11 protein-coding genes and 1 tRNA gene are annotated in these 13,599 nt (G+C 34.9%); 2 read left to right on the plus strand and 10 right to left on the minus strand.

The annotated features are described in order from the left end of the window. Positions 1 to 18: 18 nt before the first annotated feature. The gene (locus WMO14_RS02650) at positions 19 to 717 is read right to left on the minus strand and encodes a pseudouridine synthase (RefSeq protein WP_022502073.1); all 699 of its coding nucleotides are present in this window, start codon (positions 715 to 717) and stop codon (positions 19 to 21) included. 287 nt (positions 718 to 1,004) lie between these two features. Between WMO14_RS02650 and WMO14_RS02655 the strand changes: the two genes are divergently transcribed. Beyond that, positions 1,005 to 1,078: transfer RNA gene (locus WMO14_RS02655), tRNA-Arg, on the plus strand. 1 nt (position 1,079) lies between these two features. On the opposite strand, the gene WMO14_RS02660 is transcribed toward WMO14_RS02655, so the two are convergent. From WMO14_RS02660 to gpr, 4 genes are all read right to left on the minus strand, one after another. After that, positions 1,080 to 1,997 carry a DUF5688 family protein gene (locus WMO14_RS02660; protein ID WP_022502074.1) on the minus strand — a complete coding sequence of 306 codons (918 nt, stop codon included), beginning with the start codon at positions 1,995 to 1,997 and terminating at the stop codon, positions 1,080 to 1,082. A 377-nt stretch (positions 1,998 to 2,374) separates the two neighbouring features. Next, positions 2,375 to 3,820 (minus strand): aminoacyl-histidine dipeptidase, encoded by a 1,446-nt coding sequence (locus WMO14_RS02665; protein ID WP_055174265.1) that lies wholly within the window; start codon positions 3,818 to 3,820, stop codon positions 2,375 to 2,377. Positions 3,821 to 3,915: 95 nt separating this feature from the next. Further along, positions 3,916 to 5,214, minus strand: coding sequence for a stage II sporulation protein P (locus tag WMO14_RS02670; RefSeq protein ID WP_349153221.1), 1,299 nt, complete (start codon positions 5,212 to 5,214; stop codon positions 3,916 to 3,918). Between the two features lie 173 nt (positions 5,215 to 5,387). Beyond that, positions 5,388 to 6,362, minus strand: a complete 975-nt coding sequence (gene gpr / locus WMO14_RS02675) for a GPR endopeptidase (protein WP_349153222.1) — start codon at positions 6,360 to 6,362, stop codon at positions 5,388 to 5,390. A 325-nt stretch (positions 6,363 to 6,687) separates the two neighbouring features. On the opposite strand from gpr, the gene rpsT reads away from it, so the two are divergent. Further along, positions 6,688 to 6,951, plus strand: coding sequence for a 30S ribosomal protein S20 (gene rpsT, locus WMO14_RS02680; RefSeq protein ID WP_022502078.1), 264 nt, complete (start codon positions 6,688 to 6,690; stop codon positions 6,949 to 6,951). Between the two features lie 79 nt (positions 6,952 to 7,030). On the opposite strand, the gene holA is transcribed toward rpsT, so the two are convergent. The 5 genes from holA to WMO14_RS02705 are packed head-to-tail and all read right to left on the minus strand — an operon-like array spanning position 7,031 to position 13,579. Next, positions 7,031 to 8,005, minus strand: a complete 975-nt coding sequence (holA, locus tag WMO14_RS02685; RefSeq protein WP_022502079.1) for a DNA polymerase III subunit delta — start codon at positions 8,003 to 8,005, stop codon at positions 7,031 to 7,033. Positions 8,006 to 8,032: 27 nt separating this feature from the next. After that, positions 8,033 to 10,438, minus strand: a complete 2,406-nt coding sequence (locus WMO14_RS02690) for a DNA internalization-related competence protein ComEC/Rec2 (protein WP_349153223.1) — start codon at positions 10,436 to 10,438, stop codon at positions 8,033 to 8,035. Between the two features lie 31 nt (positions 10,439 to 10,469). Continuing rightward, the gene (locus WMO14_RS02695; protein ID WP_349153224.1) at positions 10,470 to 11,393 is read right to left on the minus strand and encodes a GerMN domain-containing protein; all 924 of its coding nucleotides are present in this window, start codon (positions 11,391 to 11,393) and stop codon (positions 10,470 to 10,472) included. Then, positions 11,383 to 12,897 carry a sensor histidine kinase gene (locus tag WMO14_RS02700; RefSeq protein WP_349153225.1) on the minus strand — a complete coding sequence of 505 codons (1,515 nt, stop codon included), beginning with the start codon at positions 12,895 to 12,897 and terminating at the stop codon, positions 11,383 to 11,385. Before WMO14_RS02700 ends, WMO14_RS02695 begins: the two co-directional genes overlap by 11 nt. Beyond that, complete coding sequence (locus WMO14_RS02705; RefSeq protein ID WP_055307154.1) at positions 12,890 to 13,579, minus strand: response regulator transcription factor; 690 nt, start codon at positions 13,577 to 13,579, stop codon at positions 12,890 to 12,892. Before WMO14_RS02705 ends, WMO14_RS02700 begins: the two co-directional genes overlap by 8 nt. Positions 13,580 to 13,599: the final 20 nt, after the last annotated feature.

Consider the following 13,599-nt stretch of genomic DNA (forward strand, 5'->3'; position numbering starts at 1 on the left):
AAAAGCAGCACTCACACCCTACAGGCTGTTATAAAGCTTTTCTTTCTCTGCACCCTCTACTACTCTGTATTCGCCGCAGGCAAGGTCACCCAGTTCAATATTCATAACCCGTATTCTTGTAAGCTTTTCAACCTTATATCCCAACTCCTGACACATTCTTCTTATCTGCCTGTTAAGCCCCTGTGTCAGTACAATTCTGAATGTATTGCTGTTTACTTTATATATTCTGCACTGTTTAGTCTTGACATTTAATTCTTTTAAATACACGCCAGCAGACATTTTATCAAGAAAATCTTTAGTTATATTCTTGTTAACTTTAACAATGTATTCTTTCTCGTGTCCATTAACTGAGCGTAATATCCTGTCAGTTATTTCACCATTATTTGTAAGAAGAATAAGTCCGTCCGACTCCTTATCAAGCCTTCCTATCGGATATATTCTTTCACTGTAGCCTATATAATCAACAATATTGTTATTTCCCTGCTTGTTAGTTGTTGTACATACAATGCCAACGGGCTTATTAAATGCTATAAGTATATCTTCTGGTTTATCATTAGAAATCTTACTGCCATCTATACATATAATATTATTATCATCAACCTGCTGCCCACATTCAGCAACGGCCCCGTCAACTGTTATCCTGCCTGCCTCTAAAAGCCTGTCAGCCTCACGCCTTGAACATACTCCCTTGGCACTTAAATATTTATTTATCCGCATATATATTATATATGTGCTCCTTTCAAAATTATCGCCTTCTGATTAAATATCAGAAGCCATAAACTTTATGGTGCCAGAAGGATAATTCCATTCTCTATATATCCACATATCATTATACATTTTTAAATATGCCATACATTGCATATTTTCATATATGTATTTATGTATTTTTCAATAAGAATATATTATTTTATCCTTCAGGCACTCATATTATAATATCAAAAACATACAACAAAATCAAAACATTTGCTTGTTTATAAAAAATAGTGTATTATTAATTATTATCAGCACATATAGCTCAGTTGGATAGAGCGTTCGCCTCCGGAGCGAAAGGTCGTGGGTTCGACTCCCATTGTGTGCATTTAAGAATATAGTTCTTCTGTATTTCTGTCATATTCATACACTGTATATGACAGAACTTCATCTTTTGAAACTCCCTCTGTATTAACATCTCTTACCATAGCCATCAGTTCCTCTTTATTAAACATTGTTGACTTTGGAAGAATAATAACTTCATGGATTGATGAAGGCAATATATACATATCACTCTCCAGCTTATCTGCAAGCTTCTTTAATACTCCCTCATACATAATGCCCGCCGCACCATTAATTCGGCTTTTATTAGTAAGTACATAAAGATTACTGCACCAAGGATCATCCAATGAATATCTTCCCTCTGCTGTATCAACATATTTAATAAGTTCTGACATTTCATATATCTTTACAGGAAGAAGCTTAGGTGTATTACTAACCGCTGTCCTGTACAGCTCATCTTCTTTTATGTGCCAGTTCTTTATATTGCTGTTATATATAAGAGCTGTTGCATTGCCATCCTCAATCTCCCCTAATATGCAGTAATATACCATTGCAAGGTCAAGTATTTTCTTGTGTGGCACAAGGCTTAGCAGCTTCCTGTTCGCATTGTAATTAATAAGCTTGTATACAATTTTATCTTTTATCCCCTCAAAACTCATAAGACTCTGCGTATCAACCGATAATCTGTCTTTATTCAGATAATACAACTCCTTAATTCCAGCAAATATACTGTCTATTGATTTACCATTAACATACTGCTCATAATAATCATTCAAATATATTGTTGGCGATATCACACTCCCCTTATTAAGTATAATAAGCCCGTCATATTCACAACCATTATTCTTTATAACGTGTGTTATATCAACAGTCCCACCTTCTCCTGCTACAGGTTCAGCTTTCTTCATAATAACTTTCTTAAAATCCTCAAAATTCATCATAGATATAGTATTAGTTTCTTTCATTTAATATATTCCTTTCGTAAAATAATAGTTATATTCCTGCGCAGTGAATATATACATAATTGGGAATTAACTGGGCAAGACCCACGCCCACGACATACCTTTTCAGGTACAATAACAATAGATTGTATTCTATAAATGTATTACTACGAATTATCTATTGTATCATTAATAGATTATAGCTAAATGCTATGTACTCATATAAGATAACATTATATATAACATCTGTCAATATTTTATTAAAAATGCTGTGATTTTTGTTACATTTGTATAAACAAATTAAAAAACAGCAATCAATATGCCTAAATAATCTAAATATGAACTTTTTGCAAGCCATTTTCTGATTTAACGCATATCAATTACTGCTTTGTATTTATTAATTAGAATGAAGCAAGTACATCTAATATAAGCTCCCATGTACGTTGTACTGATGGTACATTAAGCTTTTCATTAAATGTATGAATATCAATAATATCCGGTCCGAATGATACACAGTCAAGTCCGTCAAGCTTATCTGCAAACATACCACACTCAACACCTGCGTGTATAGCCTGAATAACCGGTTCTTTTCCGTATAATTTTTTGAAAGAATCAGACATAATTTCTCTTAACTTTGACTCTTTCCTGTATTCCCAGGCTGGATACTTTCCTGTGATAACATATTCACCACCAAGAAGCTCAACCATACTTGTAACCTTATCTATAAGGTATTCTTTCTCGCTCTCTACTGAGCTTCTAAGAAGATACGTAATTACAACCTTTCCATCTTCCATTCTTACAACACCCGCATTAATTGATGTCTGTACAAGTCCTTTAATGTCGTTGCTTAATTTAACAACACCATCCTGAATATGTGTAAGTGCAAGTACAACCTTATTAGTAGAACTGTAATCCATTGCCTGGACAGAAACTTTACTGCCTTGACTTACTTTAATAGACATATCCTTATCTGTAACACTATATTCATTAATTATAAGCTGTGCATACTTATTAAGCATTTCTACTACGCCAGCAGTATCACCATCTTCTACAACGATAACTGCTTCTGAACGTGGGGCAATTGAATTATCTTTCTCACCACCTGAGATAGTCCTGATATTATAGTTGTACTGCTTTGATAATTCAAAAAGAAGTCTGCCAAGAACAACATTGGCATTAGCTCTCTGGTATATAATATCAACACCAGAATGTCCGCTTGTAACTCCCGATACATTTATTGTGACTTCTGTTCCCGTAACTTCTGTATTTACTGCCGGATACTTAGATATAATAACAGCTCCACCTGCACAGCTTGATAAGAAGATACCTTCATCTTCTGAATCAATATTAAGCATTATTCTTCCCTTAATATCTGAACAATCCATAGCTTCTGCACCAAGCATACCTACTTCTTCATCTACCGTAAATATAGCTTCAATATCCGGATGTTTGATTGAGTCATCATCAAGAATTGCAAGTGCATATGCTACTGCTATTCCATCATCTCCACCAAGGCTTGTTCTGTCTGCCTTTATATAATCACCATCAACTAAAAGGTCAAGGCCTTCATTTTCCATATCTTTATCTTTGTCTGGTGTCTTAACAGCAACCATATCCATATGTCCCTGAATAATAACTGGTGCTCCTGTGCTTCCCTTAGTTGCTGGCTTTCTTATAACAACATTGAAATTCTCATCCTGTCTGTAATCAAGTCCTCTTTCCTTGGCAAAATCAACAAGATATCTGCTTATCTTCTCAACATTGCCTGAACCGTGTGGAATATTACATATATCCTCGAAAAATCTAAATACATTCTTTGGCTGTATATCTTCTAATACTCTATTCATATACTTATATCTCCTAGCCTTTATTTTATCGATTTATCAGTTTAACTGATTAACGTAATTATAATACAATCAAATCAGCCGTAATTCAAGTACAATTAATTAATCATTTTCTCACCCGATAAACATTTATTAAGAATATCCGCTAATGGCTCCATAGCATTTTTAACCTCTCCAACTGTATTAGTCTGTGCTCCTGCCTCTATTAACATTGACCTTCCTCTTTTGTGAAGGCAGTACCTGTATGCATTAACATATATATTTCTAAGATATCCCGGATAATAAGCCTCGCCTAACAACTGCATTTGCAGGCTCATAGCAATATTATCGTCCCTGTAAGGATTATTAAGATATGCAATATCGCCATTTACCTTACTATAGCTAAGTCCATTAAAAAGCATAACCCTCGCCATATCTTTTCCGTCAATATTAGTAAGCAGATGTGTTGTATCTGCAACACCATCTCTGTGCAGATCAATAACAACTTCTATCGTAGGGTTGTCAGCAAGTATTTTCTCAATACCGTTTTCTGCATATGTATATGCCTTGCTTCTGTCAAGTTTTCCGTCTACATAATCATACACACTCGTATCGTGTATGACATTATATCCATACTTATTGACAAGCAGTTCTGTGAGATAATCGCCAACTCCTATTATTGTCGTTGACACATCTCCCTCTACTGTATCTGTAAATCCCTCCTGTGAATGAGTATGGAAAATGAGTATCTGCGGCTTGCTGTTATCCTTGCTTATTGCAAGATTTTTCTCTATAAATTCTGCCGGCCGCAGTATACTGTCAGTCAGATCCGTTATTGATGTAACTGTATAAAAATGGCTTCTCACAAAGTTATAATCTGTAAGCTGCGATTTATCATATACTGCACCGCTCACTGTATTTCTTGAAATAATATTCCGTATATCCGATTCGTTCAATTGCTGGCTGTTGTTAATATTACTGTTCTGCGTGGTATTTCCTGCAATTATACTCTCCTGCGGCTGTGTATCACCAGCATTGCCTGCATTATTATCTGTCTCATTTTTTGTACCGCTATTATCTTCACCATTGTTAAGACCATTTACCAGATTATCTGCTCCAGCATTAATACTTATAACACCACCTGCATCATTGTCTGCAAGCTTTATATAATCATCATTCTGGTTATTAATCACAGCATTGACAGGTACAACATTATTAACCAGCTGTGCCCATATATTATTATCCAGCAGTTGTGGCTTGTCATAAAACAGCATTGCAGGTGACATAAGCCTTAAACAGCCACTAATAAATGTATCCTCTATAAATGCTGTTACCTTCATATTCTTACCTATAAGTGCCAATACAATTACAATAATCACAATTGACAATAATGATGACAGCCTGTGCTTACGCTCCATGCTAATCCTCCATTCTTGTATACAACTTTACTGTACTTTTATATCGAATTTATATCTGATATTTAATTGTATTAATGCTTATTAAGAATATTACCTATTTTATTTAAAAATATCCATCAGCCAAAATATTGTATTTATAACTAATAATTTTACAGTCCGTTCAAAGCTTGTAATTATCCAGATATTCCAGCCTGCTCCAGGTTATTTATAGCTGATGATATTATCGCACTTATATTTTTAATGTCCTGATCTATCGCTTTAGGTGTGACATACATATCCTTCATATTATTGTCTATCCCTGAAAAAAATGCTGCTATCTCATCAGCACTGCAATCACCTATAAGAGGACTTACAAGGTCTGTTACTATTGTCAAAGCATCTATTACTGTTGGAACTCCAATTGCAAGAACTGGTATTCCTATATTCTCATAATTAATTCCAACTCTGTGATTGCCTACTCCTGATCCTGGATTAATGCCCATATCCGACAGCTGTATTGTAGTATTAAGCCTTTCTATATTTCTTGCTGCAAGTGCATCTATTGCAATAATAACTGACGGATTTATCTGCTTTGCAATTCCCTTAATTATATCCGCAGTTTCCATACCTGTATCCCCCATAACTCCCGGTATTATTGAACATACACACAGCCCCGTATCATCATTATCAATATGTCCATTAATATACAGGTTCTTTGCAACAAGTGGTCCAAGCGAGTCCGATGTAATATCCCTGTTGCCAAGTCCTGCCACCAAAAGACTTATGTGTCTTTTGGAGCTTATATTTTTCCCACCTGAAAATGGTATTTTATTATCTTGTCTGCTATCCTTTCCGTTATCTTTAACTTTTTTATTTTTTAACAGCTCACCTATAAGTTCGCTGATATAATTTTTCAGAATTTCGGTGACATTATTGTTATAATCTTCATTCATCTCATTTATCTTTCTTGCCTCTATCGTTATATAAGTGCCCATTGGCTTTCCAATCATTCTCTCACCTGCTTTATTAGTAACCTTCAGGCTTGTAACTTCTATCCCTGTATCCTTATCTTTATGCTGATTTACAATAATGCCTTTTAACCTGCCGGCTTTTCTTGAAATCTCCTCATTTAATTCTACTGCAAGGTCTGTTCTAATATTATTCTGCATATCTTTAACTCCCATATAATGTTGTATACATATTTAATTCCATACTTTATATGACACCAAGAATCAAAAGGTATTTTGTCCCTGAATTATGACCCTTGCATCATTATTTTTATATGAAAAATCTCTATCATATTGATTTTTCACATCTTATTATTTATAATGTGCAGGAATATTTATTTAATGATAAATATTTTTGTGAATTAATGGTTGACATTATGGACTTTCTACTATAAGATATATGAGTATGTTTACATTAGATCGTCCGTGTCCGGCTTTAATGCGAAACAGATAACTAAGATTATATTAATATTTGGAGGTGTACGGATTGGCTAACATTAAATCTGCTAAGAAGAGAGTAATCACAAGTCAGGTAAGAGCTGATAGAAACAAGGCAATAAAGTCTAAGGTTAAGACTTATATCAAGAAGGTAGACGCTGCTGTTGCTGCTGGTGACAAGGCTGCTGCTGAAGCTGCTCTTCCTGTTGCTATAGCTGAGATATCTAAGGCTGCTTCTAAAGGAATCTTCCACAAGAACACAGCTGCTAGAAAAGTATCTCGTATTACTAAGGCTGTTAACACTTTAGCTTAATTATTTTATTTAACATAAAAGACTGGTGCATACCCTCGCACCAGTCTTTTTTATGTAATAGGAAATTCCCTATTATATTTTACGCTGAATATTTAATTATTATAAGCTCTACTCCGAGCTTATCCTGCAATCTTCCCTGCTTTACACGTTCTTCTATATCTGCACATTCATTTAATATATCTTTAACTGTATCTGTTGTAAAATATTTTGCCTGTGAAAGATATTTACCAGCAACAAATGGTGCAACCTTTATAGCCGAAGCTATCTCTTTGCTTGAAAGCCCCCTTGCCGCAAGCTCCTTTGCCTGCAATATTCCATTAAACTGCCTTACTATAAGATATAGTATTCTCATCGGAGGCTCTTTTAATGTAAGCAAATCATAATAAAGCGAAAGTGCTTTTTCTTTATTCTTATTGGCAACCGCCTCAAGCATATCGAATATATGGCTTACAGTCTGTGTTGAACATACCGCCTCAACATCCTGCGGCATAACCATCTTTTTATCACTGCAATAGCTTATAAGCTTGTCTATCTCATTTCTTATAAGCTCCATACTTGCACCAGTCTTATCAAGAAGAAGCTCACATGCTGCCTCACTTATTTTATAATCATTAGAAGCCATCATTCCTGCTATCCACCTTTTAAGCGTTGCTGGTGTCTGATACTGCATTTCACATACATATCCATTAGAACTTACAGCCTTATATACTTTATTTCTCTTATCAACGTCTTTTTCTATAAATATTAATATAAGATAATCCGGCAGTTCCTTAATATAGTCTGCCATTTTATCATTAGCCGTCTTAAAATACCCGCTGTCACTTACTATAACAAGTCGTCTTTCGCTAAAAAATGGTATTGTCTCACATATAGTAATTACATCTTCAGGCTTTGTATTATCTCCTTCAAAATAACTGTAATTAATAGTATCATCACCTATTATCGCCTGTTTCATTCTATCTTTATACTGCTTTTTAAGATATTCTTCCTCACCATATATAAGATATACTTTCTGATATTCGCCTTTTTTAATATTATCATTTAAAGTTTTCATAAGTATAATTGTACCATTTATACTGCATTATTGTAAATATTGATGAACGCTCATTTTGTATCCGTCTGTTCTAATTATTATCTCTCCTAATGTATTTGTAACATACACCTTGCAGTTATTGTCTTCTAACCTTTCAAGCGTTTCACTATGGGGATGCCCGTACCTGTTATTGATACCGCACGATATAAGTGCATACTGCGGCTTAATTGTCTTAAGCAGCTTATCACTTGTAGCATATTTAGAGCCGTGGTGTCCCACCTTTAGAACTGTTATATCAGAAAGCTCATCTTTAATATCTACATTAGCTGCTCTCTCTTTATTAATATCATTAATAAGGCAGTCCTCTGCCCTGCTTTCTGCATCACCAGTCATAAGCATTGAGAATTTTTTATAACTTATGCAATAAACAGCAGAATAATCGTTACTATCCTCATAGTCGTAACCAGCACAAGGATGTATACATTTAATATCCAGCTCTCCTACTGTAAATGTATATCCTCTTACGGCATAACATACATTTATGCCTGCTTTATCAGCCATATCCACAAGCTTCATATATGCCTCTATATTCTCTTTGCCTTTAATATCCGGCATAACAATACTCCCAATAGAAAATGTATCATTACACATCTTAATAAGCTCCATAACTGCACTTATATGGTCATTATCCGTATGGCTTATAAAAATGCAGTCTATATATTTACAGCCCATCGCACGCAATGCAGGATACACCCGGTACTGTCCTGCACTTTTAATATCCGTACTTCCACCATCAAACAAAAAATTATGTCTGCCCGAAGCACTTACATATATGCTGTCGCCCTGCCCTACATCTAACATATTAATCTGCAGCCCGTTATAAGGCTTGTAGTGCATATTAAGAACCAATACCACCAGCATAACAGCAATAATGCAGTTAATTGCTTTATTTACCAAGCTATGCATCTTGTAATAATTGTTAAAGTTATATTTAAAGGACGGCTTATTTATAATGATAAATATTATCATTAGCACACTATATACTATAATTATTCCTGCTGGCGGCTGTCCTGTTATTATTCTGAACTGTCCCAACCTTGAATTACGTTCGCACACAAAGTCATAGAAATCAAGAACATAATTACCTGCACCAGCCGTAAAATACGCAAGCTTAAGCGATATAAAACCAGCAAATGCTGTAATAATTCCCGTTATCATCACCACTGGCATAAGTGGTATTACAATGCAGTTAATAAAAATACTTGTCATGAATACCGAATTATAACTATAAAGCACTGCTGGAAGTGTCGCTAATGTAACCGCAATACTACATAGCAATGCATTAATAATGTACACTATCGACTTTTTTACTATTTTGCCAGTATTGTCCATTCTGCTATTTATAGCTTTTTCATCAGGCATTAATACAGGATATAACTGTGATATACCTATAATCGCCAGAAATGACATTATATATGACATACTATAGACCGTATATGGATTACGCCCAAGTATTAATATTGAAGCAGCTGACAACCCTGTAAGAATATCAAATGTCCTGCCATATACATCTGCAATTATAATAAGCACCAGCATACATACCGCCCTTTTGGCAGATACCGTTTCTCCTGTCATAATAAGGTACATTATAATAACCGCGATTGATATTACAGAAGCTTTCATTATCCCTATATATTTTCTTATTAGCTTATATACAGCCATACCAACTAAAGATATGTGCAGACCGCTTATTGCAAGCAGATGTGCAATTCCATTTTTCTGGTATTCCTCTTTAGTCTTAATATCAAGCTCATATTTATCACCTAACACAATTGATGACATAAGCCCAGCTTTATCTTTATATACCTTTGCATATATACCCTTAATCTTTTGCTTAATTACATACAAAATATATCTAAGCCGGTTATTGTTACTCTCTGTAACTACAACCTTATCTGCATTGCATTTATATGGATAACCCAGCGAAATATAATACATATTAGCGTCAAAACTGCCATAATTTCTTGGCTTATCAAATTTCTTAACATCTCCAGTAACCCGCACTATGTCTCCTGCATTACATTTATTATCATCTGTGTATACAATAATTCCTGTATGAATGTCCGTATTATTAATATACAAAACATTATAACCATCCTTATTCTGCATATTATATATTGTGCCTGTAAATGTTATATCCTCATAACATTTTCCCAGTCTGTCACTTACTATGCCTGTTCTTATTATTGTCACTGGAAATATAAGAAATATAAGATAATAAAGACAGGAATTCTTATTGAATCTTACACATATGCGTAAAACTTCAAATGCCAGAATTCCAACCAATACTATTACAGGCACTGCACTCCAATGCAGCTTTTCCCTGTAACAATATGTAGATATTACTGCGGCTATAAGCTGAGTTACAGCCGCACTTAATAATGGTCTTTTCAAATAACTAACCTTTTGTTCCTTTCCGGAACGCTTATTCAACTATACCCGAATTAAATTTGTACAGCCTGTCAAGGCTTATACTATCCCTGAACGTATTCGTATAATCTCCGTTAATGAATATTTTAACAGACTCTATGCTGTCAAGGGCACATAATGAATTAACTATTGAATATATCTCAACATACGAACTCACATTAACAAGCTCGTCACGGAACTCCTCGCTAAGATTAACATAGCACACCTTTTCTACAACAGACACGCCAAGAAGCTTGACGTCCTTTGGCAGTGAAGTGTATGCTCCTGCGGCTGTAGGTCCGCTTATAAGCCTCTGCACAATCATTCTTTCTATTGGCATATTCTTATTATAAGCAAGCATTTCCTTGACTTTAACAAGCCTTGTACCTGTATAATCTGCATAATACAACTGTACATTACGCCAGTCCATTTCTCCAAATGCACTGTCTGATTCCGTAAAATCTGTCTTTTTTAATGCACCTATAACTGTACCGTCCTCATACAAAGCTTCCTTGCCATCAACATAAAAATGTACATACAATACATCATCTATCTGCGTAAGCATTTTTACTACTGCTGCCCTGAATAACAGTTCAACCTGTGTACTCATCTGCTTATATGAAGATGAATAATTAAGTGCAATCGCTTTTCCATCAAGCATAACATCTAACAGCGTAACATTATCAGGCTTTATTATATACTCATTCTTATCAGCAGGCTTAACATTCATCTTATCAAGAAGCTGTCTTGCTGTATCTTCTATAGAAGTGTCAATGTCAATATTATAATTCTGTTCTATAAGCTTGTCCTTTGAACTGTTCGTATAATAAACTGTATACTGCCTGCCCCTGTTCTGTGAAGAACACGCCGTCAGCTCTACAGCCATACAACAGCATAATAATGTAACTACCAGCTTATTAATCAATAGTCTAATTCTCATTCTTATCCTCATCATCTGACTCCACATAATTAAGCGGTATTCTGAAAGTAAATGTTGTTCCCATCCCCTCCTCACTATACAGCTTAATTGTTCCGTGGTGCATTAATATAATATTCTTAACTATAGAAAGTCCAAGACCTGTTCCACCTGTCTGCCTTGACCTTGCCTTGTCAACCCTGTAAAATCTCTCAAAAACCCTGCTCTGGCTCTCTTTAGGTATTCCAATTCCAGAATCTTCAACCCTTACAAAGAAGAACTGATGATCTGCATTAAGTGAAACATGCACCCAGCCGTCCATATCATTATATTTGATAGCATTTTCAACAAGATTAGATATTACCTGTGTTATCTTAACCTCATCAATCTGTGCCACAACCGGTCTGAAACTCTCAAATAGCAATTCTATATTCTTCTTTTGTGCAAGTGGCTTTAACCGCTTTAACACAAGCTCTAACAGTTCATTAAGATTAACTGATGAAATATTAAGGGTAGCTGAAGCTCTATCAAGCCTTACCATACATAAAAGATCCTCAATAATCTTATTCTCCCTGTCAATTTCACTTACAATATCAACCATAAATTCCTTATATACTTCCACAGGAACATCTTCCTGCGTATTAAGCGAATCGGCAAGAACCTTAATTGAAGTTATAGGTGTCTTTAACTCGTGTGATACATTTGACACAAACTCAGACCTTGAATTATCAAGCTCACTGTTCTTGTCCATAATACTGTTAAAATGCTTTGCAAACTGTCTAAGTTCTGTAGAACCTTTAACGTCCATTCTCTTGTCTATATATCCAAAATCAACTTCTTCAACAATATGAAGTGCTTTCTTATACGGCTTAAAATAAAAATATGTCACAATAATCGAAACAACAAGAATAATAGTAATTATCACAAATTCAATAACCCATATCCTGTCAAAAGCATTCCCTGCTATCTGGCTTATATCTGATATATCAAGATTAACTACTAGAACAGCTATAAGCTGTCCCTCGCTGTTGTATACAGGAGAAGCTGCTTCTATATTGCCGGTCTTTTTGCTGTAATCAGTTATTGTCTTAGGACTATCATACACAGTTATAACCTTGGAATTAATCATAGTCTTTCCAGTGTCAACAGCATATGTATCCACGCTTATGTTATATTTCTTATCTACAAGCCTTATTCTTATTGCATTAAGCGATGAATAATTCATAAGATTTTCATATACCCCATCATTATGTGCTTCATCAATGCTTCCGTACTTCGTAAATTCAGCCGCAATAAGCACAGCCTCATTATTAACGTATGCTTTCCTTGCTTCAACAAGTGATGTCGTATATGAATATTTAACAGCCTTGACTGCTGAGATTGTCGATATAATAGACATTACTGCTATTATAAATACGAGTCTGAATCTTGTGCTTAAGAAAAAACTTAATATATCTGTTATTAATTTCTTATGATTCATCCTGGATTTAGCCGATTGTCCCCGCGTTCCTTTATTAATATTAAACATTAAAATAATAACCTACTCCCCACTTAGTATGAACATACTTAGGTTCACTTGAATTATCTTCTATCTTCTCTCTTAATCTTCTTATATGAACATCTACTGTACGTCCATCACCCGGGTAATCCGCTCCCCACACTGTCTTTAAAAGTACATCTCTGCTATATACTCTGTTAGGATTAAATGCAAGCAGCTCTAAAAGGTCAAATTCCTTAGCTGTAAGGTAAATCTCTTTGCCTCTGATAAAAAGACTTCTGCTGTCACAGTCAATTCTCATATCCCCGATATTTAATACATTACTCTTAGCCTGTTCTTTCTCAGGCTTATTATTTCTTCTTAAGATTGCTTTCATTCTTGCTTTAACTTCAAGAATATTAAATGGCTTTGTTATATAATCATCCGCACCATATTCAAGTCCCATAATCTTATCCATATCATCGCCCTTGGCCGTAAGCATAATTATAGGAACATTAGAGAACTCTCTTATCTGCTGGCATACCTCAAGTCCATTCATCTTAGGAAGCATTATATCCAGAAGTATTATATCGTAATCATTGTTCTTCGCCATATCAAGTGCTTCTTCACCATCATAGGCACAGTCAACCACACTGTAGTCCTGTATAAGGCTGAATTTAATTCCTTTAACAATCATCTTTTCATCATCAACAACTAATACTTTACCCGCCATCTTTAATAATTACTCCTTGT

The organism is Lachnospira rogosae (ex Hitch et al. 2025), from assembly GCF_040096455.1.
Lineage (GTDB): Bacteria > Bacillota > Clostridia > Lachnospirales > Lachnospiraceae > Lachnospira > Lachnospira rogosae.

Excerpts from the sequence above, each read along its gene's own strand:
- WMO14_RS02650 (WP_022502073.1), bottom strand. The coding sequence starts at position 717 with ATGCGGATAAATAAATATTTAAGTGCCAAGGGAGTATGTTCAAGGCGT.
- WMO14_RS02660 (WP_022502074.1), bottom strand. The coding sequence starts at position 1,997 with ATGAAAGAAACTAATACTATATCTATGATGAATTTTGAGGATTTTAAG.
- WMO14_RS02665 (WP_055174265.1), bottom strand. The coding sequence starts at position 3,820 with ATGAATAGAGTATTAGAAGATATACAGCCAAAGAATGTATTTAGATTT.
- WMO14_RS02670 (WP_349153221.1), bottom strand. The coding sequence starts at position 5,214 with ATGGAGCGTAAGCACAGGCTGTCATCATTATTGTCAATTGTGATTATT.
- gpr (WP_349153222.1), bottom strand. The coding sequence starts at position 6,362 with ATGCAGAATAATATTAGAACAGACCTTGCAGTAGAATTAAATGAGGAG.
- holA (WP_022502079.1), bottom strand. The coding sequence starts at position 8,005 with ATGAAAACTTTAAATGATAATATTAAAAAAGGCGAATATCAGAAAGTA.
- WMO14_RS02695 (WP_349153224.1), bottom strand. The coding sequence starts at position 11,393 with ATGAGAATTAGACTATTGATTAATAAGCTGGTAGTTACATTATTATGC.
- WMO14_RS02700 (WP_349153225.1), bottom strand. The coding sequence starts at position 12,897 with ATGTTTAATATTAATAAAGGAACGCGGGGACAATCGGCTAAATCCAGG.
- WMO14_RS02705 (WP_055307154.1), bottom strand. The coding sequence starts at position 13,579 with ATGGCGGGTAAAGTATTAGTTGTTGATGATGAAAAGATGATTGTTAAA.